This is a genomic window from Natrinema sp. 1APR25-10V2, assembly GCF_031626495.1.
Classification (GTDB): Archaea; Halobacteriota; Halobacteria; order Halobacteriales; family Natrialbaceae; genus Natrinema.
In genome coordinates this window covers 272,121-292,000 of record NZ_JAMQOJ010000002.1, presented here as the reverse complement: position 1 = coordinate 292,000, position 19,880 = coordinate 272,121, and the positions used below count along the sequence as shown (strand labels likewise).

The following is a 19,880-nucleotide window of genomic DNA, read 5'->3' as shown; positions in this document are numbered from 1 at the left end:
GGGCCCGGTCACGGCGATCGTCGCGGCCGGAGGCGTCCGGTCAGCGGGGACGGCCGCGGAGACACCGACTCCCACAGTAATTGTCGAGCGGACACGAGCGTTCGTCGCGGGGTAGTAACGGCTTCGCCGAACGCGACCGAGGTGAGACGAACATGGCACTACTCGAAACGCAACTCGACGCCGTCGACGGCGTCCATCGGTGTGGCAGCGACCGCGTCAACTGGTATCTCGTCGAGGGGAACGACGGCCTGACCGTCGTCGATACGGGTTTTCCAACCCACTGGAGCCAGCTGCTCGAGCGCCTCGATTCGATGGGACGCGACGTGACGGCTATCGACGCCTGCATCCTGACTCACGCCCATCCCGACCATATCGGGTTCGCAGAGCGGTTACGGGAGGCGGGCGTCCCGGTCTGGCTCCACGAGGCGGACGTCCAGCGAGCGCGCGACGGCGGCGACCCGCCGCTCGGCGAATTCGCGAAGCACCTCTGGCGGCCGGCGGTCGCGCGGTATCTCGTCGAGGTCGTCCGATCGGACGGGACTGCCGTCCCGCCGGTTACGGGAGTCGAAACGTTCTCCGACGGCGACGAACTGGACGTCCCCGGACAGCCGCGGGTCGTACACGTCCCCGGTCACACCGAGGGCGAAGCGGCGTTCTGGCTGCCCGATCGCGACGTTCTCCTCTGTGGCGACGCCCTCGCCACGGTCGACTTCGAGACGTGGCGCGGCCGTTCACCACGACTCCTGCCAGCGTGGCTGAATCGCGACCATCAGCAAGCGCGGCGTTCGCTCTCGAGACTCGAGTCGCTCGGCGAGGTTGCCCTGTTGCCGGGCCACGGTAACCCGTGGACCGGACGGATGGCCGATGTCGTCGAAAATGCCGTCTGATCGCGGGCGAACTGTTTTCGGCGGTCGCCCTTTTCTCGGTGCTCGGTCGGCCACAAAACCGGAATCGACTGCGCTACCGCTGGCACTCGGATGGATACGACAGAAATGCTCCGTCTGGGATTTGAACCCAGGTCATCGGCTCGAAAGGCCGAAATGATTGGCCGGACTACACCAACGGAGCGTTCACTGCGTTTACGCTCCAGGCCTCGACGGACACCGTCCGTCTCGCCAACGGGAGCGTATCTCGCAACTGCACCTTGCCGAGGGCTAATGAAAAACGTTCCGTTCCGCGGCAGCAGTGCCACGATATCACGCACGCTGACCGGTTATTTCACCGACAGCAACGGGAATCGACGCCTCGAGAACGCCGCTACCCAACCGTTCACTCCCCGGACCGCCGAAGCGATTCGCCATCGAACGCCATCTCGAGTTCCCCCTCGAGCCCCAGCAGATCCACGAACGTCGGCGTCACGTCGGTCGCGTCGACCGGCCCGTCGCCCTCGAGGCTGGGTGCTGCCGGGCCGCCGAGGCCGAAACAGCCGAAGGCCGACTCGTCGACGCGGCCGTGGGAGCCGCTGACCTTCGAGGGGTCGAGCGAGACGAGGCCCTGGTCGCCGAAGAACAGTTCGCAGGGATCGAAGCCGGGCTTGGCGTGAATGTCCATCTCGTCCGCGTACGGCGGCGCATCCCCGCGGTCGTCCCACCAGTAGTACTGGAACCAGGCGTCGGGCTCCGCGACGAGGACGAGGTCGCCCGCGTTCGGGTGATCGATGCCGTACTCGGCCTTCCCCGCCTCGTCGAGCACGTCGTCGATCTCCTCGAGCCCCGCGAGCCCGTCGCGGGCGGCGTCGAGCGATCGCTCGTCGGCGTAGACGTGTGCGATCTGGTGGTCGACCATCGCGAACGCGTCCGAGCCGGCGATGTCGGCGTCGCCGTCGGCGTCGGTCTCGAGCAGGCCGGCCTCGCGGAGTGCGCGGTTCGGAAAGACCGGCCGATCCACCTCGTGAAAGCCGTACTCGCTGACGAGGGCCAGCAGCGTCTCGTCCCAGCGGTCGGTCCCGGAGAGGTGAGCGAGGAACTCGGAGAGCAGGTCGTCGACGACCGCCAGTTCCTCGTCGAAAGCGTCGCTGTCGGGGCCGTCACTCTGGCCGACGTAATCGAGGTGCGGGACGTAGATCCAGAGCAAGTCGGGATCGAACCGGTCGATCGCCTCGCGGGCGGCCGCGAGAATCCAGCGGCTTCCCGCTTCGTTCGCGCCGGGCCCCCAGTAGTTGTGCAGCGGGAAGTGTCCCAGTTCCTCGTAGAGGTCGTCGTAGAAGCCGTCGGGGTTCGTCCAGCAGTTCATCTCGATCAGATCGTTGTTCTCGTCCTCGATCGGCGAGGGGGTGACCGCCACGTCGGCGCTGGTCCCGATCAGGTGCTGGAAGTTCAACACGCCGGTGGTCACTCCCGCGTCGTCGCTGGCGGTCTCCCAGACGCGGTCGCGGCCGTCGCGGTCGCGCTCCCAGAACTCGGCGGTTTGACGTTCGCGGTCGTACTCGCCGCTCGAGACGTCGCCGTGAGCCGACGGTCCCTGTCCCGTCGCTAGCGTCGTCTGGGCCGGGACCGTCACGGCGGGGAACGGCGGCCGGAGGTCGGTCAGGGAGGCGGTCGGAAAGTGCGACGCGAGCGTCGGGGTCCGCTCTGCGTCGATGTGTTCTGGCTGGAGGCCGACGACGTCGAGGACGATCGTTCGGCCGGGGTCGGTCGACTCGGAAATCGTGGGTTCGCTCATTGGTTTGCGGGGGCGCGTGGAAGCAGACGTCGGCGTCAGCGATGCTGCTCGGCGTAGTCGTACAGTCGATTCAGTTGCAGGGAGAGGTCGTGCTCGTCGACCCCGAGCGGGGCCTTGAAGAACGAGGCGAGGTGTGGCTGGAGCCCGCCGTCGCCGCGCTCGTCGGCGTGGGCGATCAGTCGCACGAGATCGAGGACCAGCGGCGCGGCCAGCGCTGAATCCGACCCCTCCCAGGTGAACTGCATCTTCATCTCGGTCTCGAGGAACCCCTCGAAGTGGATGTAGTCCCAGGCGGTCTTCCAGTCGGCCAGCGACGGGGTGTAGTCGATCCGGACCCGGTTGTGACCGATCTCTGGAAGGATCGAGTCGAGCACGTCGCCCTTGCTCGCGAGTTTGCCCGCGGCGTTCGCCTCGTCCTCGAGGACGAGACCGTCCTTGTTGCCGAGGATGTTGTGACCCTCCCAGCTCATGACGCGCAGGTTGCGACCGGCGAACATCGGTGCGAGCGCGGACTTGACGAGTGTCTCGCCGGTCTTGGCGTCGCGGCCCATATGCGGAACGCCGTTGTCGGCCGCGAGTTCGCGGATCCCGCCGAGGGCGTTTGCCGTGCTCGGCGTGAAGTTGACGAACGGGTGGCCGGCGTCGATGGCGGTGTAGGCGTACAGCACGCTCGCGGGCAGGTCGCGGTCGTCCTCGTCGATCGCGCGGTCGAGGGCCTCTCGGCTCTCGTACCGTTCCGGCTCTGCGAGTTCGGGCTCGGTCGAGGCGACGTTGACGACTACCAGTCGCTCGAGGTCGTGACGGTCGCGGAACGTCTCGTAGTCGTCCCGGATCTGGTCGACGACGTCACGGACGGCGAGGCGCTCGTCGAGGTGCACGCTCTCCTCGGAGACAGCGGCACCGCAGTTGACGGCCGTGCCGACCTCGATCCGCTCGTCGATGGCGACCAGATCGTCCCGGACCGCTGCGAGCGTCTCCTCGTCGGGGACGCCGTTGCGGTCGCGCTGGCGCTCGGCCTGAGCAACGAGCGGTTCGGGTTCGATGTCGTGGCCGCCGAAGACGAGTCCGTCGACCGGCGGCAGGTCGAGGCTCGAGACCGGCTCGCGTTCGGTGACCATGCCGGTCGTGTCGCTCGCTCCCTGTGCGATGGCGCGGGCACCGACGATCGACATCGTCGCGACGTTCCCGCGCGCACCCACTAACCAGACACCGGTCCGCTCGTCGGACGCGGGTTCAGTCCCCTGAGTCATCGGGAATCGGTCCTTCGCGTTGTGGGGTCGCGGTGTCCTGCCAACGTGCGTCGCCCTCGCTGCCGGCGTGGCTGGTGGCACGTGGACACACCACTGCCGTCACTCGTTCGCTGGAGTGCATCTCACGGATGTCGAGACCGGACGACTTTCGTTATGGCTTCCGTAGCGGGAGTAATACGGTTTTGCGCCGTTGTGACCCCGTATTCTACCGCCCGATCCGGTCGGGCTACCAGTATCAACCTCGGATTTGCCCATCGAACGACCAGTAGCACCAAACCGTTTCGTCGTCGGACTGCCGGTATGCGGATTATCGATCCTCACATGCACATGGTATCGCGCTCGGCCGAGGACTACCGGCGAGCGCGACGAGCGGGCGTCGAGTGCTGCATCGAGCCCGCGTTCTGGAGCGGACAGGACAAACGCAACGCGGGGTCGTTCTTCGACTACTTCGAGCAGATTATCGAGCACGAGACCGATCGTGCCGATCGGGCCGCGAACGTAGACCACTACGTGACGATCGGCCTCGAGCCAAAGGAGGCCAACTACCGCGAGATGGCCGAGGAGGTCGTCGACCGGATCCCGGAGTACCTAGACCGCGATCCCGTCGTCGGCGTCGGCGAGATCGGGTTCGACCAGGTCACCGACGACGAGGAGTGGGCCTTCCGCCGACAGCTCGAGATCGCCGAGGACCGCGAGCTTCCGGTCATCATCCACACGCCCCACACCGACAAGCCGTCGGGTACCGAGCGCATCGTCGAGATCATCGAGGAGATGGGCGTCACGCAGGACCGGATCATCATCGACCACAACACCGAGAACACGATCGATATCTCGACGCGAACCGACTGCTGGATCGGCTTCACCCTCTATCCCGGCAAGATCGAGGCCGCGTCGGCGATCGACCTCCTGGAGGAGTACGGCACCGACAACATGATCTTCAACAGCGCGGCGGACTGGGACCCCTCGGATCCGCTCGCGGTACCGAAAGCGCGCGACCGGATGATCGACCGGGGCTGGGACCGCGAGGAGGTCCGGAAAGTCGTCTTCGAGAACCCCTACGAGTTCTTCGACCAGTCGCCGAACTTCGACTACGAGGTCTGAGATGCAGTTCGGCTTCTCCACCAACGCCTTTCGCGAGTACCAACTCGAGGACGCCATCGAGGCGATCGCCGACGCCGGCTACGACGGCGTCGAACTGCTGTTCGACGAGCCCCACCTCTACCCGCCGAACGCGACCGGCGAGGAGCGCGACCGCGTCGAAGACGTCCTCGAGCGACACGATATCGCGGTCAGCAACGGCAACGCCTTCATGCTGACCGCGATCGAGGACTTCCACCACCCCTCGTACGTCGAACCGGACGAGGATTACCGACAGCAGCGCATCGACTACACCCTCGCGGCGCTCGAGACAGCAGCCGATCTCGGCCTGCCCTACATCTCGATCGAACCCGGCGGGCCGATCCCCGAGGGGAAATCGCGCGAGTGGGCGATGGACGCCTTCGTCGACAGCCTCGAGCAGGTGATCCCCACTGCCGAGGACGTCGGCGTCGACCTCCTCGTCGAGCCCGAGCCCGACCTGCTGATCGAGACGAGCGACCAGTTCCTCGCGCTGCTCGAGCGCGTCGACTCTGATCGCGTGAAGTGCAACTTCGACGCCGGCCACTTCTACTGCGTCGGCGAGAGCCCCGCGGAACTGGTCGGGACGCTCTGGAAGCATACGAGCCACTATCACCTCGAGGACATCCCTGCCGATCGGACCCACGAACACACGCAACTGGGCGACGGGGCGATGGACATCGACGCCTTCCTCGGCGAACTCGCGGATCGGGGCTACGACGGCTTCGTCACCGTCGAACTCTACCCCTACGAGGAGACGCCGATCGAAACCGCGAACGGAGCGATGGAATTCCTCGAGGAACGCGGGTGGGCGTAGGGTGGCCGGCGGCACGTCGTCGGATCGCGGCGAAACAGCGGACGCGGCTACCGCCGGGTCGGCGTCTGGACTGAGGACGATGGCCGGCGCGTACGCCGAACTGGTCCGCGTCCCAAACCTCTTTACCGCGCCGCCGGACGTGATCCTCGGAGCCGCGCTGGCGGCCGCCGCGGGTATCGGTGCCGAGCCGTCGCCTCTCCGCGTTGGCGGCCTGGCGGCCGCCTCCACCCTCCTCTACGCCGGCGGCACGACGCTCAACGACGCCTTCGACGCGCCGATCGACGCTCGAGAGCGTCCCGATCGGCCGATTCCCTCCGGCCGGGTCTCCCGGCGCGCGGCGTTCGAGCTCGGAGCCGCGTTCTTGCTCGTCCCCGTCGGGGTCGCATTCGTCGTCGCGGGCCGCCCCGCGGCCGTGGCTGCCGGGCTGGTCGCCGCCGCGATCGTCGCTTACGACGGCCTCCTGAAGGGATCGGCCGCGGGTTTCCTCGCGATGGGCGCAACGCGGGGCCTGAACGTCGTTCTCGGGACGACCGCGGCCGGGAGCGTCGTACTCGAGTCGCCGATTCGGATACTTCCCGTTCCGGCCGTCGTCACCGGCTACATCGCCGCGGTCACGTTCATGGCGGCTCGAGAGACCGAGGGCGGGAGCCGGGGTGCCGTCGCGGTCGCCGCTGGCGGTGCGATCGCGGCTGTCCTCGCCGTCGGCTGGTCTCTCGTGGGCGGTGAGCCGTCGGGGCTCGAGGCGGTACTCGCGATCGCGTTCGTCGCTGCGTTCGGCTGGTGGGTCGGGCGACCCCTGCGAGCGGCGTACGCCGATCCCGTTCCGAGCACCGTCGGGCCGGCGGTCGGCGCGTGCGTTCTGGGGCTCGTCTTGCTCGATGCGGCGTTCGCCTCGGTGGTCGGGGTCGGCTGGGGAGTGGCTGCCGGCGTTTTCCTCGTTCCGGCGGTAGGTCTCTCACGCGCGTTCGACGTGACGTGATTCCGCCGGTGAGGAGATCGCTCCGTCAGATCGGCTCCGTCTGTCGCGGCGCGGGCGCGTATCGAGATCGCGGTGTGACGCGTGCGTCGAGAGACGATCGATGAGCGTGCCCCTGCCCGCATGGCAACTGGGTTTTCCACGTCCTCCCCAGCCGATTCGGTCGTCGCGACGCTCCTCCCTCATCCACTGGAAGACGCCTCGCATCTTCCATGCAGTCGCTCGTTTCACTCGCGACGGCCTCGCACACGGTCGGACCGCAGCTCACACGTCGGTTCGCCGCGGTCCAGTGGCACCACAGTAGCGGTTACCTCGTTGGCGTTACCTGTGGCCCCCGCCCACTGGTCGACGTTTTCGGTCGCCGTCGAGCGTGACGGGCAAACGAATTAGTTACGCTCCGGTGTACGGGGCACAGATCGATGGTCGACCTCGCTTTCTCGACGAACGCCTACACCGAATACGGCCTGCCGGAGGCGGTGTACCGGATCGCCGACCACGGCTACGCCGGCGTCGAACTGCTCGGCGACGACCCCCACGCCTACTTCCCCGAGTTCGGCGACGACGAGCGCGACGCCGTGCTCGAGGCCATCGCCGACACCGACCTCGCCGTCTCCAATATCAACGCCAACACGGCGATGGGCTATTACGACGACGCGCCGCCCTCGGCCTTCTTCGAGCCGAGCGTGATCCGCGCGGACGACGCGGCCCGCGAGTGGCGGGTCGACTACACCAAGCGGGCGATTGACCTCGCCGAGACGGTCGACTCGCCGGCGGTCTGTCTGGCGACCGGCCGCCCGCTACCGGGGACGCCGCCCGAGGCAGCCCACGGGTACCTCCGCGAGTCGCTGCACGAAATCCTCGACTACGCCGAGCCCCGCGGGGTCGACGTGGGCATCGAGTTCGAGCCCGAACTGCTGGTCGAGAACACCGACGAGACCCTCGCGTTGATCGACGACATAGGCCGCGATTCGCTGGGGGTCAACCTCGACGTGGGTCACGCGGCGGTCTACGGCGAGGACGTCGCGGAGAGCGTCCGCCGCTGTGCGGGCTCGATCACGGGCGTCCACGTCGAGGACATCGTCGGCGGCCGGCGGGGGAAACACTATCACCGGATCCCCGGCGAGGGCGACCTCGAGTTCGAGCCGATCTTCGACGCCCTCGAGGAGATCGGCTACGACGGGTTCGCGACGCTTGAACTCTACACCTACCCCGACGAACCCGATCGCGCAGCGCGGGAGGCGTACGACGCGCTCGAAGCGTACGTGTAAACGCGCGAGCCGTACGCGTAGCTCCGCGAACTAACCCTCGCGCTCACCGGCTTCTCAACGCTTTTGATCCCCGGTGCCCATTCCACCGAGCATGAAATACGTCCGCTTCCGCGATCCGGCCGGCGCGGTCCGCCGCGGCGAGTACCACGACGGCACCGTCCAGTTCGCCGACGAGCGCTACGACCTCGAGAGCGACGAGATCGACGTGCTACCGCCGTCGGAACCGTCGAAGATCGTCTGCATCGGCAAGAACTACGCCGACCACGCGGCGGAACTCGACTCGGAGGTCCCCGACCGACCGATGCTCTTCCTGAAGCCGCCGAACACGCTGGCGGCTCACGGTGACACCGTCACCCTCCCTGCGGGTAAGGAGCGGATCGACCACGAGGCGGAACTCGGCGTCGTCATCGGCGAACAGTGTCGCCACGTCTCCGAGGACGACGCGATGGACGTGATCGCCGGCTTCACCTGCGTCAACGACCTCTCGAACCGCGACGACCAGCGCCAGGAACAGAACTGGATCCGCGGGAAGGCCTTCGACGGCGCTGCACCGATAGGTCCGGTCGTGGCGACCCCCGACGAAGTCCCGGCCGACGCGTCCGTCCAGACCCGCGTCAACGGCGAGACGAAACAGGACGGCTCCCGCGAGCAACTCATTTTCTCGATCCCGGAACTCATCGCCGAGATTACGACCTACCTCACCCTCGAGCCGGGCGACGTGATCGCGACCGGCACGCCGGAGGGCGTCGGCCCCCTCTCGGACGGCGACGAGATCGAGATCGAAGTCGAAGGCGTGGGCACGCTCGAGCACTCGGTTCGGATTCCCTGATCGGCGCGTGGTTTGCGGCGCCGTTTCGACCGCCGCACGGACACGGCGGTCGCGGATCGAACGCTTTTCCGCCCCCTCGGCGAACGAGACTTCATGACCGTCACCTTCGACGCGCTGACCATCGACTGGTTCGGCCTCGCGACCGTCCGACTCGAGGGGCAGCTGGGCGCGGTCGTCTACATCGACCCCGGTCCCGAAGCGTACGGTATCCTGGACGGATACGAGGCTCGCGACGGCGATCTGGTACTCGTCAGTCACGACCACCACTACGACCCGGATTCGATCCGACGGGTGGCTCACGAGGACGCGCTGGTCGTCGTCCACGAGTCGATCGACGCGGCCGAAATCGACCGAGTCGACGCGGCCCCCGAAGACCTGCCGTTCGAGGTCGAACGCGTCGGGGCGGACGAGTCGTTCGTCCTCGGGCCGCTCGATCTGTTCACGACGCCGGCGTACAACGACCCCGACGGTCCACACATCGACGAGAGCGGCGATCCCTTCCATCCCGAGGGGCAGGGCTGTGGCTTCGGCGTCACGATCGATGGAATCACCGCGTTCTGGCCCGGCGATACCGACGTGCTGCCGATGCACGACGACGTTCCCGTCGACTGTTTCCTTCCGCCGATCGGCGGCACGTTCACCATGGATCGCCACGAGGCGGCGGCGCTGGCTGCGCGGCTCGAGCCGGATCTCGTCCTCCCAGTCCACTACGGTACGTTCGAGTCGATCGAGGTCGACGCGGATACGTTCGTCGTCGACGTCGCTCACCGAAACGTGCCGGTCGTCCTCGACGAGTAACGCTGGCTCACCTCGCTCGTCGACCGTCCTCAGACGCCGACGCGGGTCCAGGCGAACGCCCCGAGTGCGACGAGTATCAGGACGCCGAACGCGACCCACGGGAGGAGCCCGCCCGCTGCGAACGGCCCGAGAATGTTGACGAGGCCGGTCGCCTGCATCAGCCCCAGCGCGAGTATGAGGACGGCGATGATAGAAATCAGGCCGACTGCGACCCCCTCTTTCATCATCCACGCCGTCTCGTCGGCCTCCTGCGCTCCGGAGGTCGTCGGCTCGTCGATCGCCTCCTCGTCCGGCTCGCTGTGCATCGGCCGTTTCTCGTCAGTATCGTCAGCCATGTCACCGATCTAGCCGGAGGGAATCGGCGCAGACGGGAACCGGTTCTACCTGCAGACACAGGGCGAGGGGGAGATCGGTCGACGCGCCAGCAGCCGACGCCCTCAGGCCACTCGACGGATACCTGCTCCGTTGTTATCACTGAGAAAACATCCCTCCCGGTCTGCTTTCTGATCCGGGATTCGGGCAGTATAAGTGCGCGGTGGGGAATTCATCGATATCGATGATGTGCACTGTTATAACATGGTTGTCAATACCGTGGCCCACGCCGTTTGCCGGGCCGGTAGCGACGCGATCCGTCGGTGATGCCGATGGGTGGTGAACAGACGGAGATCACCGAACCGGACCTCGAGTACCCCGAGCGGGACTGGCGGGGCTTCTTCAGGGAGCACTTCGGGCCGTCGATGCTGTGGGCGCTGATCAGCATCGGCGGGAGCCACATCGTGCTGGCACCGACCCTCGGCGGGACCTTCGGGCTCGTCGCAATCTGGATGTTCGGGCTCATCTACGCCGCGAAGTACGGGGCGTGGGAGCTGGGGATCCGGTACAACTACGGCGCCGGCGCCAACCCGATCGAGGCGTACGACCAGCTCCCCGGCCCGAAGAACTGGGCGCTGTGGGTGACGGTCCTCGTGTTCACGGGAATGTACACGGTCATCACCGCTAGCGTCGGTATGAGTACCGCGGCGTTCGTCGCCGCGCTGACCCCCGGCTGGTTTACCGCGACCATGGCGTACGTCGCGTTCGTCGGCGGCGCGGGGCTGCTCGTCGTCGTCTCGCGCTACAGCCTGCTCGAGAAGATTCTGATTGGCTTCACCGTCGCGCTGGGCGTGCTCGTCGTCCTCGGTGTGATCGTCGGCCCGCCGTCGGGCGACGTCGTCACCGGGACGCTGTTCGCGGTGCCTGACCTGACCGGACCCGCGTTTCTGGCTCTGTTCGCCGCGGCCGCCGGCTTCGCCCCGACCGGTTTCAGCACGAGCATCCTGATCGGCAGCTGGAGCATGGCGAAAGGCGAGGGTGCGAGCGAACTCGAGGAGCGGGGGCTCGATCCGGACGACCCGAAACACCACGACTACATCCGCGCGTGGATCCGGACCGGCCGCCGCGACTTCAACATCGGCTACGTCTTCAGCTTCCTGCTGATCGTCGCGATGGTGGTGCTCGCCTCGAACGTGCTCTATCCGAACCCGCCGACGGACGCGAACCTCGCCTTCGCGATCGGGAACATCCTGAGCGCGTCGTTCGGCGACTGGTCGTACTACGCCATGCTGCTCGGCGGATTCGCAGCGCTGTACTCGACGGTCATCACGCTGCTCGACGGTGCAGCGCGCGCTACCGGCGATATTCTCCCGATGGCGCTCGAGAACGAAGACATCGACAGCGAGCGAGTACGGAAACTGGTCGTCCTCGGCGTCGTCGCGGTCAGCAGCGCGATGGTCGTCGCGCTCGGTGAGGTACCGGTGACGCTGTTGCTCTACGTCGCCGCGGTGCTCGCGGTCACCGAGATCTTCTTCTATCCGGCCAACTGGTACGTCGTCGAGAAGAACCTGCCCGAGCCGTTCCGCCCGTCGCGGGCCTGGCACGCCTACTACGTCGTCAGCCTCGCCCTCGTACTGCTGTTCGGGGCGATGGGGGCGGCCGTCCGGCTCGGTATAATCGGCTAACCAGCCGGTTCGGTCCGAACCCATTCGGGCATTCGCGACCGTGGCGGTTCCGACGGCCGACTCGTGGCGTTCGATCTGCGGACGGCCGTCTCGTTGGCCGTGAGCAGTCTGCGAAAATTCGACTCGAGGCGGGAATCGATTCGCCGACCTACAGAACGCCCATCTCATCCAGCCGCTCGGGAAGATAGGTGTCAGTTACGAAGTCGAGACCGTGGGACGCCAGCGATTGCTGTTCGGATTTCTTCTCGATGTCGAGTTGCAACTCGATCTGTTCCTCCCAGTAGTCGGTCTGGAACCGCGGGTCCTCGAGTTCGCTCTCGAGAGCGTTGATGTCGGAGTCCGAGAGGGGGTCGGTCGGCAGTTCGTACTCGACGATGTCGGCGGGCTGGATGCCGATGAACTGCGCGTCGGGGGTGGCGAGGTACTCCGAGAGGTGGGCGGACTTGATCGAGCCGTAGGCGACGGAGCCGTAGATGCGGTACGACCACGGGTCGCCGTCGGTAAAGACGGTCACCGGGAGGTCGAGTTCGTCGTGCAGGCGCTTGGTGATCCGGCGGGTCGCCCGCGCGGGCTGTCCCTTGAGGTGGATGATCAGGGCGTTGTACTCGTCGTCGAAGCCGTTCTCGACCAGTCGATCGCGCATCCCGCCGGTCTCCACCGCGAGGATGAAGTCGGCGTCGCAGTCGAGGAAGTCGATCGTGTCGGGGTTGTTCGGGATCTGGTAGCCGCCCTCGCCGACGTCCTCCTGACAGTGGATCTCGCGCTCGCCGCGGCGGGTCTGTTCTCGCAGGTGCAGCGGCCCCATGATCGTCGCGCCGGACTCCTCCGGGCGCATGTGGAAGTCCTCGCGAGTGACTCCCGAGACGATCTCCAGGTCCTCGACCATGCTGTTCGACTCGTCCTGATCGTTGAACTGCGCCTCGTCGTTGTCCCAGCTTTCCGAGAGATAGTAGAGTTCACGCAGGGTCGACGAGCGGTCCTCCTCGAGCTGGTCGGCGAGGAAATCGATGGTGTAGACCGCCTTCAGGAGCTTGCGCGCCCCGCGCACGGAGTTGGCCGACCGGGTCGATTCGCGGTCGCCGTAGACCCAGACCTCCTTGTCCTCGTCGTACTCGATGTTGTTCTTCGTCCGCGTCGGGACGGACATGTGGGGGATCTCGCCCAGTTCGAACTGGTCGTAGAACTGCGCCGCGAGATCGATCAACTGCTCTCTGGCCTGCTGGTTGTCGTCTGCGCTCATTGGTCAGTTACGGTTAGTTTCTCGCTTTCGACGCCTTTGACGTCCAGATCGAACGTCGCGTCGTCCGGTACCTCGTACTCGAGCGTGGCGTCGTCCTGACTGGAGATTTCGGGCTCCCACTTGACGAACCACTCTCCGTCCATCTCGACGACGGTCGCGCCGTCCGAGAGGCTCGTCGGCTCGGCCGAGACGATGTCGGTGATCTCGAGGGACTCGTTCGTACTCGAGTTGTTCTCGACGACGACGGAGACGGCCGTGCCGTCGCCGTTTTCCTCGACCCGACGCTCGACGAGAACGTTGTTCATGATGCGTGCGATCGCGTCGTCGATGTCGGGCTCGTCGCGGTCGGTGACCTCGGCGACCTTCTCGGCCATCTCCGGGAGGATCTTCCCGAGGACGTTCTGTTTCTTTCGGCGCTTCTGCATCGACCGGCGCTTGTTGAGGTAGCTCTTGAGATCGCGAGCTGCCTCCCGGATGGCGAGTTCGATCTCGTCTTCGATCTCAGGGACGTTCGCGACGGCGTCTTTCGACTCGCTGGTAAAGGGGACGTTCGTCGAGGCGACGTGGATCATGATCACGACCGGGCCGTTCGGGAGTCCGGAGCCGCCGGGCTGGTCGAGCCCGTAGTTGCGCCAGCCGATCGTCTTGACCACGTCGGTCGTCGCGCAGGCCCCGCGCTGGTAGACCAGCGGGACGCGGTTTGCAAAGCGCATGACCTCGCCGGTGCCGTCGGCCGGTAGCTCGCCGCCGTAGGCGATCCCGGCCTCGACGATGAACGGATCGCCGCCGGAGACGCCGGCGTCGCGGGTCGCGGAGGCGTAGAAGTCCGCGTCGAACTCCTTCTCTAAACCGGCGGTGATGAGGTCTTCCGAGATCGGGGAGAGACACCGCGTCGGCGGCGCCATGATGTCGGTCGCGCGCATGGCGTCGACGAGGTTACTGGTGGCGTCGCGGTCGCCGTTCAGTTCGCGGACGAGCGGCGGGTCGTCGGGGACGGTCGCCATCACGTCCCAGACGGCCTCGACGACGTTTTCGCGGGCCGTCTCGCCGAAGGAGACGTCGTCGTACTCCTCGGTTAGTTCAGCGGCCCGGTCGACGAACTCGCGAAGCCGGGTCCGGGTGAGTCGGTGGCGGACGTTCTCGGCCTCGCGTTCGTCCTCGAACTTGGCTGCGAGTCGTTCGGCGAAGGCGTGGACGACCTCGTCGTCCTTGCGGGTGCTCGTGGCGTCGTCCGCGAGCTCGTACAGGTCCCCGGTGAGCCGCGACTCGGCGTCCTTGCCGGTCTCGTCGGCCGCGTCCGTAGCCGCTTCGAGTTCCGCGTCGGCGGCGTCGATTAACTCGAGCCAGACGGCCTCGACGGCGTTTTCGCGGACGGTGTCGCCGAACGTCGTCCCGTGGTCGGCTTCGACCTCGTCGGCGGCCGTATCGACGGCCGCGAGCAGTTCGTGGTGAGCGATGCGGTCGTAGTCGTCGACTGCGTCGGCAATAGCCTCGGCGAATGCACTGGTCGCGTCGGCGCCTTTGTTTGCTGTCGCTGCTTCGACCGCGGCCGCGATATCGGCGGACTCGTGGCTCGCGGGCGGTCGCCAGCGCATCTCACGGCCGTAGTGACGGTCGCGGAACGCGTCGATGATCGAGTCGGCCGTCTTCTTCCCGACGCGGGTGAACTCCTCCTGGACGAACCCGGAGACCGTCTGGGAGTCCGTTGCCGCCAGCATCTTCATTACGGTACCGAGTTCGACGCCGTGGGGGTGGGGTCGGATCTCCTCGGTCTCCTCGGGGAGCTGGTCGGTCGCGCGCTCGAACTTGAAGTGTTCCTGGGGCTCGCGAAGCTCGAGGCGGGCGTGGGGGTTGACGACCGCCGTGTGCTTGATGTAGTCGTGGAGCTGCTGGCGGGCGCGCATGTTGGCCTCCATCTCGAGTTCGATGCGGGTCCCGTGGGGGCGGTCCCAGGTAGTCGTCTCCTCGACGCTGATTTCGGGCTCGTTGTCGTCGGTGTCGACGATGAGTTCGAAGTACTCTGCCTCGCTCGAGCCCTGGGTTCGGCTGGTGATCTTGGCGGGTTTCCCGCTCGTCAGCTGCGAGTAGAGGACGGCTGCGGAGATCCCGATCCCCTGCTGGCCGCGGGACTGTTCGCGCGCGTGGAAGCGAGAACCGTAGAGCAGCTTCCCGAAGACTTTCGGCAGCGATTCCTTCGTTAACCCGGGTCCGTTGTCTTCCACGATCAGCCGATAGTAGTCGCCGGCTTCCTGAATTTCGACGTAGATGTCCGGGAGAATGCCGGCTTCCTCGGCGGCGTCCAGGGCGTTGTCGACGGCCTCTTTGACGGCCGTGACGAGGCCTCGAGCGCCGCTGTCGAAGCCGAGCATGTGCTTGTTCTTCTCGAAGAACTCGGCGATGGAGATCGACTGCTGGCTCTCCGCCAGCTCCTCGGCGATCCCCGGCTCGTCACCGAGTGTCGACTGGAACGACGTCATCGTCTCCCTGTACTAACGGCGGGGGTAAAAGGTGTGCGCTACCGAAGTGAAAGTGAATGACAGGGCCATCGCTACTCGGTTCGCTCCCGCTCCGGCGACTGGGACGGCGATCGCCGCGTCAGAACGTGATGATCTCGTAGTCGTCGTCGACCAGCGAGCGGATGCTCGGGTGGCCGTCGTTCTCGTCGACGGTGACGACGCCGGCGTCGCCGACGGCGTCGCTGACACCGAAGGCGTTCGAACAGTAGTCGCAGACGGCCGCTTCGTCGCTGAGCGTCTGATAGAGTTCGTGGTAGTCGTGGTCCTCGTCCTCGAGTTCGGGAATCCACTGCGTCCCTGCGCCGTCGAAGATTAGCTCCAGTTCGTCGTCCGGGTTTTCGTCGAACTCTCTGGCCGCCTCGAGACCGTTGACGAGTCGGCCGAGGTCGCTGTGCGATTCAGTGCCCGCGAGGATGACGACTGCTGCGTTTACCATTGCGGACGAAACTGGGAGACGGGATCACAAGAGACGACGGCGGTCGTGCATAGCGCGTACAGAGCCGACAGTCAGAACGGGCGGTCGGCGAGGCGTTGGTGTTTAGTGGTCGTGACCGTCCTCATGACTGTGATCGTGCGTGTGGCTATGCCCGTGCTCGTGGCCACCGCCCCGCGTGAATTGTCCGCTGAAGGCGCGCTGGACGACCTCCGAGAGCGCGGGGTGGATGTGAACCGATTCGCGGATGTCGTGGACCGTCCCGGTGCCGGCCGTCATCGCCACGACGACCTCCTGAATCAGATCGGACGCCTCGGGCCCGACGATGTGACAGCCGAGGATATTCCCCTCGAGGTCGATGAGCGGCTTGACGAACCCCTCCGCGTGCATCGCGCTCCCGCGGGCCGTCTCCTCGTACCGGTAGGTTCGCTTCGCGTACTCGCGGTCGGTCGCGCGCAGTTCTCCCTCGGTCAGCCCGACGCCGGCGACCTCCGGCGAGCCGAAGACGGCGAAGGGCATCGCCGAGTAGTCGACCGGCTCGAGGTCCTCGCCGAAAAGATTTCGAGCGACGGTCTGTGCCTCGTGGTTGGCGTTGTGTTTCAGCAGGTACTCACCGACGATGTCGCCGAGCGCCCAGACGCCCTCGGCGGTCGTCCGCAGGTACTCGTCGGTCTCGACGAAGCCGTCCGCATCCGTTTCGATGCCCGCCGCCTCGACGTTCAGCGCGTCGGTGTTCGGAACGCGGCCGGCCGCGACGAGCAGTTCGTCACCGGTGACGGTGACCGGCTCCTCGTCCGTGCCGGCCTCGCCGCTACCCCCATCTTCCCCGCTGTCGTCTCCGTACGTGTACGGACGCGCCTCGACGGAGATCGAACCGTCCGCCGCCGAGACGCTAGCGGCTTCGTACCCGGTGTAGACGTCGAAGCGCTCGGCGTACCGCTCGGTGAACGCGGCGGCCACCTCCTGATCGGCGTCGGGGAGCAGTCTCGGCCGGCGGCCGATAATCGAGATTTCACTTCCGAACGTGCCGAAGAACTGCGCGAGCTCGGCGGCGATGTAGCCGCCGCCGACGATGACGAGGTGGTCCGGCGGCGTCTCGAGCTGCAGTGCCTCTTTGCTGGTGAGGTAGTCGACGCCGTCGATGCCCTCGATCGGCGGGATCGCCGGCCGCGACCCGGCCGCGACGAGGACGGTTTCCCCGCGGAGGCGCTCGCCGTCGGCCGCGCCGCCGGCGAGCTCGAGCGTTCGGTCGTCGACGAACCGTCCCTCGGCCTCGTACAGGTCGATGGCGTCCGACGCGTGGAGGCCGCGCTGGATCGAATCCGAACTGCCGTGGACGTCGTCGTTCACCTCGCGAACGATGTCGGCGAACGCGACGTCGTTTACCGACGCGTCGATGTGGAACTCGCCCGCCCGGTCTATCGTCTCCTTTACGTGTGCATGGTAGAGCAGCTGCTTCGAGGGGATACAGCCGCGGTTGAGGCAGGTGCCGCCGAGTCGTCCCTTCTCGACGACCGCGACCGAGAGTCCCTGGTTCGCCGCCGCGTTCGCCACGTCGAGCCCGGAGCCAGAGCCGATGACGAGGAAGTCGTACTCCTCCATGGAGGTGGAACGGCCCGAAGCGCAATGAGTGCCATGCCGGGTTACTCCTCGAGCGGCGGCCACTCCCACGCGTCGGCCTGGACGACGCCGAGCAGTTGCTTCCGTCGGTCGGTTAGTTCCGCGAGGGCCTCCGCGAACTCTCGGTTGGAGACCGTCGGGATGTCGTCCTCGCGGAGTCGCTCGAGATTCGGCGACCGAGGGACCGCCGGCTCGGGTTCGATAAAGGACTCATCGAGCGTCTCGAGGTAACTCTGCGCGCCCGAGCGGGCGTTCTCGACGACCGCGGGATCGGGGCTGTGCTCGTCCGGGACGGCGTGTCTGAAGATCGTGAGCGACTCGTCGAGGATGGGAACGGCCACGGCCGAGGCGCGTTCTCCCTTCTCGCTGTGGTAGTAGTGCAGGATCGGGTAGGACTTGTGTTGCTCGGCGAGGGTGCTCAGTTCGGCACCGAGCGTATCGATCGTTCGCTCGAGACCGTCGAAGTTCTCGCCGTTCCAGCCGGCGCGAACGAACGCCTCGCTCCGGCCGCCCAATCCCGTGACGGAACTGGCGAAGGAGCGTTTGTCCGAGACGGCCCCGAGAACGGTCAGCACGTACGAGACGCCGAGGGTGACGAAGGCCATGCCCGAGGCCGTCGTGAACGCGCTGGCGACCTCCCAGACGTCGCCGCCGTACAGCGGGGTGTAGTCGCCGTTGCCGTCGGTGAACATGGTGTAGGCGACGTAGTAGAACCGCCCCCACCAGTCGGCTGTACCGCCGGTACGCGTGTTGACTACGGCGTTCGGGACGCTCGAGAAGACGAGCGTCCAGCCGATCCAGATGAACGCGATCCACATCGCAAGCGTCAGCGTGAGGGTGATCGGGCCGGCGAGGCTGAGTGCCCTGTCGTGATCCCCGGTCACCTTCCGGAGGCCCTTCCAGACGCCGGTGGTGAGCCGGCCCGAGAACGGTCCCGAACCGCCGTCGACCCAGAGCGTCGTCCAGAGGATGTCGACGACCCCGCCGACGAGCAGCGCGACGCCGACGGCGAGGTAGATCGGGTTCATCTCGCGACCGCTCGCGTCTCGACGACATCCGCCAGCACGTCCGCGATCGCCGCGTTGGTCTCGGGGCTGTAGTGGCCGCCTTCACCGCGTTCGACGTACAGCGATTCGACGTCGCCGTCCTCGGGAGAGAGGTGTCGCGCCATGTCGACCGTCGTTAGGTCGTCGTACCGGTCGTCCAGTCGGTCGATCAGGTCGCCGTAGATCGGGCCGTGTTCGGACTCGTACTTCGCGTATCTGAGCTGTTGGACCATCACGAACACCGGCTCGAAGTCCTGCTCGTCGGCGTAGTCGACGAACTCCTCGATGAGCGCGTCGAACAGCGGTTCGTGCGTCTCGAACAGCCGCTCGTGGTAGCGGACGCGGGGCTGCTCGAGCCGCAGGACCGATCGCGTCTGTGCCTCGTCGAAGTCGATGCCCGGAATCGACCGCCCTGCACGGCGCTCGAGTTCCTTCCCGGCCGTGTACGCTGCGTACCGGAGGTGTTCGTCCTTCTCGAGGAAGTCCGCCGTGTAGGGCCGCGTCGCGAAGTGGGGCTCGAACCAGTGGTCGTAGTGGAAGTCGTACTCGCGGAGGAAGTCGGCTTTGGACTCGAGGTCGAGTAGTTCCTCTTTCTCGTCGACGGGGCTCTCGATCCGCTGTAGGTCGCCGTCCTCGAGGGTGTAGCGCGGTTTGACCGCTAAGATGTTCCCGAACTCCTGGTAATGTTTCCAGACGCTCAGGATCCGCGCGATCGAGGAGGCGGTGACGACCATGAAGACGTGGTCGGTCGGATTCTCGGGGTACTTGCGCTTGAGCCGCATCAGGGCCTGATCGAGGCCGTAGTTGCCGCCGCCGTAGTTAGCGACGTGGGTGTCGAGTTCCTGCGCGAGGTAGTTCTGGAACGTCTCATCGTCGTCGACCTCCCGGCAGAAACAGTAGGAGTCGCCGTAGGTCGAGACCGTCCCGTCGCCGTCTTCGGTGCGGTCTTTTGCGGGACAGACGCGACTCGCGTACTCGTCTGTCGAGTACGTGACCGTGGTTCGAACCTCCTCGCCCGGCAGGTGATCGCCCGTGTCCTTCTGTTTCTCCCGGTTCGGCTGGGGAACCCAGCCGAGTTCGGAATCGAAGCTGCTGAACTTCCCCAGTAACTCCCGGTCGATCTCTGGGAACTCCTCGGTCGCCACCGAAGGGAGCCGTTCGAGTGCCCGGTACGATACGAATTCGAGCGCCACCACACCACCGGCGACAGCGAGCGCTATCGCGACGAGCGGAAGCATCACTTCGCTATACCAGAACGGGGACAAAGGGGGTTATGCCGGAAGCTGCCATTTCGGGTGTTGCGGGCAGGGAGT

Annotated in this window: 17 protein-coding genes and 1 tRNA gene; 8 read left to right on the top strand and 10 right to left on the bottom strand. The window is 66.3% G+C overall.

Annotated elements, in window-relative coordinates; translation table 11 throughout:
- Positions 1-152: 152 nt before the first annotated feature.
- Positions 153-887: an MBL fold metallo-hydrolase gene (locus NDO75_RS07175; RefSeq protein WP_310905472.1), complete on the top strand. Its 735-nt coding sequence runs from the start codon at positions 153-155 to the stop codon at positions 885-887.
- 106 nt (positions 888-993) lie between these two features.
- On the opposite strand, the gene NDO75_RS07170 is transcribed toward NDO75_RS07175, so the two are convergent.
- The 3 genes from NDO75_RS07170 to NDO75_RS07160 form a co-directional block, all read right to left on the bottom strand.
- Positions 994-1,068 (bottom strand) — tRNA-Glu (locus NDO75_RS07170).
- 201 nt (positions 1,069-1,269) lie between these two features.
- Positions 1,270-2,661, bottom strand: coding sequence for an alkaline phosphatase family protein (locus NDO75_RS07165; RefSeq protein WP_310905471.1), 1,392 nt, complete (start codon positions 2,659-2,661; stop codon positions 1,270-1,272).
- Positions 2,662-2,696: 35 nt separating this feature from the next.
- Positions 2,697-3,911 carry an inositol-3-phosphate synthase gene (locus NDO75_RS07160; protein WP_310905470.1) on the bottom strand — a complete coding sequence of 405 codons (1,215 nt, stop codon included), beginning with the start codon at positions 3,909-3,911 and terminating at the stop codon, positions 2,697-2,699.
- A 300-nt stretch (positions 3,912-4,211) separates the two neighbouring features.
- Here NDO75_RS07160 and NDO75_RS07155 point away from each other — a divergent pair, with 300 nt between their 5' ends.
- From NDO75_RS07155 to NDO75_RS07130, 6 genes are all read left to right on the top strand, one after another.
- Positions 4,212-5,012, top strand: coding sequence for a TatD family hydrolase (locus tag NDO75_RS07155; RefSeq protein ID WP_310905469.1), 801 nt, complete (start codon positions 4,212-4,214; stop codon positions 5,010-5,012).
- Between the two features lies 1 nt (position 5,013).
- A complete protein-coding gene (locus tag NDO75_RS07150; protein WP_310905468.1) occupies positions 5,014-5,844 on the top strand; it encodes a sugar phosphate isomerase/epimerase family protein in 831 nt (276 codons plus the stop codon).
- 79 nt (positions 5,845-5,923) lie between these two features.
- Entirely contained in the window at positions 5,924-6,823 is a 900-nt protein-coding gene (locus NDO75_RS07145; RefSeq protein ID WP_345784895.1) for a UbiA family prenyltransferase, read from the top strand.
- 416 nt (positions 6,824-7,239) lie between these two features.
- Positions 7,240-8,088 (top strand): sugar phosphate isomerase/epimerase family protein, encoded by an 849-nt coding sequence (locus NDO75_RS07140; protein WP_310905466.1) that lies wholly within the window; start codon positions 7,240-7,242, stop codon positions 8,086-8,088.
- Between the two features lie 91 nt (positions 8,089-8,179).
- A complete protein-coding gene (locus NDO75_RS07135) occupies positions 8,180-8,917 on the top strand; it encodes a fumarylacetoacetate hydrolase family protein (RefSeq protein WP_310905465.1) in 738 nt (245 codons plus the stop codon).
- A gap of 93 nt (positions 8,918-9,010) precedes the next feature.
- Positions 9,011-9,715, top strand: coding sequence for an MBL fold metallo-hydrolase (locus NDO75_RS07130; RefSeq protein WP_310905464.1), 705 nt, complete (start codon positions 9,011-9,013; stop codon positions 9,713-9,715).
- Positions 9,716-9,744: 29 nt separating this feature from the next.
- Here the strand turns inward: NDO75_RS07130 and NDO75_RS07125 are convergent, their stop codons facing one another.
- Positions 9,745-10,050, bottom strand: a complete 306-nt coding sequence (locus NDO75_RS07125) for a hypothetical protein (protein ID WP_310905463.1) — start codon at positions 10,048-10,050, stop codon at positions 9,745-9,747.
- Positions 10,051-10,359: 309 nt separating this feature from the next.
- Here NDO75_RS07125 and NDO75_RS07120 point away from each other — a divergent pair, with 309 nt between their 5' ends.
- Positions 10,360-11,712 (top strand): Nramp family divalent metal transporter, encoded by a 1,353-nt coding sequence (locus tag NDO75_RS07120; protein WP_310905462.1) that lies wholly within the window; start codon positions 10,360-10,362, stop codon positions 11,710-11,712.
- A gap of 148 nt (positions 11,713-11,860) precedes the next feature.
- Here NDO75_RS07120 and NDO75_RS07115 read toward each other — a convergent pair whose 3' ends face one another.
- The 6 genes from NDO75_RS07115 to NDO75_RS07090 form a co-directional block, all read right to left on the bottom strand.
- Positions 11,861-12,952 carry a DNA topoisomerase IV subunit A gene (locus NDO75_RS07115; RefSeq protein WP_310905461.1) on the bottom strand — a complete coding sequence of 364 codons (1,092 nt, stop codon included), beginning with the start codon at positions 12,950-12,952 and terminating at the stop codon, positions 11,861-11,863.
- Positions 12,949-15,429 (bottom strand): DNA topoisomerase VI subunit B, encoded by a 2,481-nt coding sequence (locus NDO75_RS07110; RefSeq protein WP_310905460.1) that lies wholly within the window; start codon positions 15,427-15,429, stop codon positions 12,949-12,951. Before NDO75_RS07110 ends, NDO75_RS07115 begins: the two co-directional genes overlap by 4 nt.
- A 118-nt stretch (positions 15,430-15,547) precedes the next feature.
- Positions 15,548-15,904: a hypothetical protein gene (locus tag NDO75_RS07105; protein ID WP_310905459.1), complete on the bottom strand. Its 357-nt coding sequence runs from the start codon at positions 15,902-15,904 to the stop codon at positions 15,548-15,550.
- A gap of 102 nt (positions 15,905-16,006) precedes the next feature.
- Positions 16,007-17,503 (bottom strand): dihydrolipoyl dehydrogenase, encoded by a 1,497-nt coding sequence (locus NDO75_RS07100; RefSeq protein ID WP_310905458.1) that lies wholly within the window; start codon positions 17,501-17,503, stop codon positions 16,007-16,009.
- A 41-nt stretch (positions 17,504-17,544) separates the two neighbouring features.
- Entirely contained in the window at positions 17,545-18,549 is a 1,005-nt protein-coding gene (locus NDO75_RS07095) for a two pore domain potassium channel family protein (protein WP_310905457.1), read from the bottom strand.
- The gene (locus NDO75_RS07090) at positions 18,546-19,805 is read right to left on the bottom strand and encodes a hypothetical protein (protein WP_310905456.1); all 1,260 of its coding nucleotides are present in this window, start codon (positions 19,803-19,805) and stop codon (positions 18,546-18,548) included. Before NDO75_RS07090 ends, NDO75_RS07095 begins: the two co-directional genes overlap by 4 nt.
- Positions 19,806-19,880 lie beyond the last annotated feature (75 nt).

Bases quoted from the DNA above. Each gene is read 5' to 3' on its own strand.
- NDO75_RS07090 (WP_310905456.1), bottom strand. From the start codon at position 19,805: ATGCTTCCGCTCGTCGCGATAGCGCTCGCTGTCGCCGGTGGTGTGGTG.
- NDO75_RS07095 (WP_310905457.1), bottom strand. From the start codon at position 18,549: ATGAACCCGATCTACCTCGCCGTCGGCGTCGCGCTGCTCGTCGGCGGG.
- NDO75_RS07130 (WP_310905464.1), top strand. From the start codon at position 9,011: ATGACCGTCACCTTCGACGCGCTGACCATCGACTGGTTCGGCCTCGCG.
- NDO75_RS07100 (WP_310905458.1), bottom strand. From the start codon at position 17,503: ATGGAGGAGTACGACTTCCTCGTCATCGGCTCTGGCTCCGGGCTCGAC.
- NDO75_RS07105 (WP_310905459.1), bottom strand. From the start codon at position 15,904: ATGGTAAACGCAGCAGTCGTCATCCTCGCGGGCACTGAATCGCACAGC.
- NDO75_RS07120 (WP_310905462.1), top strand. From the start codon at position 10,360: ATGGGTGGTGAACAGACGGAGATCACCGAACCGGACCTCGAGTACCCC.
- NDO75_RS07160 (WP_310905470.1), bottom strand. From the start codon at position 3,911: ATGACTCAGGGGACTGAACCCGCGTCCGACGAGCGGACCGGTGTCTGG.
- NDO75_RS07150 (WP_310905468.1), top strand. From the start codon at position 5,014: ATGCAGTTCGGCTTCTCCACCAACGCCTTTCGCGAGTACCAACTCGAG.
- NDO75_RS07125 (WP_310905463.1), bottom strand. From the start codon at position 10,050: ATGGCTGACGATACTGACGAGAAACGGCCGATGCACAGCGAGCCGGAC.
- NDO75_RS07140 (WP_310905466.1), top strand. From the start codon at position 7,240: ATGGTCGACCTCGCTTTCTCGACGAACGCCTACACCGAATACGGCCTG.
- NDO75_RS07115 (WP_310905461.1), bottom strand. From the start codon at position 12,952: ATGAGCGCAGACGACAACCAGCAGGCCAGAGAGCAGTTGATCGATCTC.
- NDO75_RS07145 (WP_345784895.1), top strand. From the start codon at position 5,924: ATGGCCGGCGCGTACGCCGAACTGGTCCGCGTCCCAAACCTCTTTACC.
- NDO75_RS07165 (WP_310905471.1), bottom strand. From the start codon at position 2,661: ATGAGCGAACCCACGATTTCCGAGTCGACCGACCCCGGCCGAACGATC.
- NDO75_RS07155 (WP_310905469.1), top strand. From the start codon at position 4,212: ATGCGGATTATCGATCCTCACATGCACATGGTATCGCGCTCGGCCGAG.
- NDO75_RS07135 (WP_310905465.1), top strand. From the start codon at position 8,180: ATGAAATACGTCCGCTTCCGCGATCCGGCCGGCGCGGTCCGCCGCGGC.
- NDO75_RS07175 (WP_310905472.1), top strand. From the start codon at position 153: ATGGCACTACTCGAAACGCAACTCGACGCCGTCGACGGCGTCCATCGG.
- NDO75_RS07110 (WP_310905460.1), bottom strand. From the start codon at position 15,429: ATGACGTCGTTCCAGTCGACACTCGGTGACGAGCCGGGGATCGCCGAG.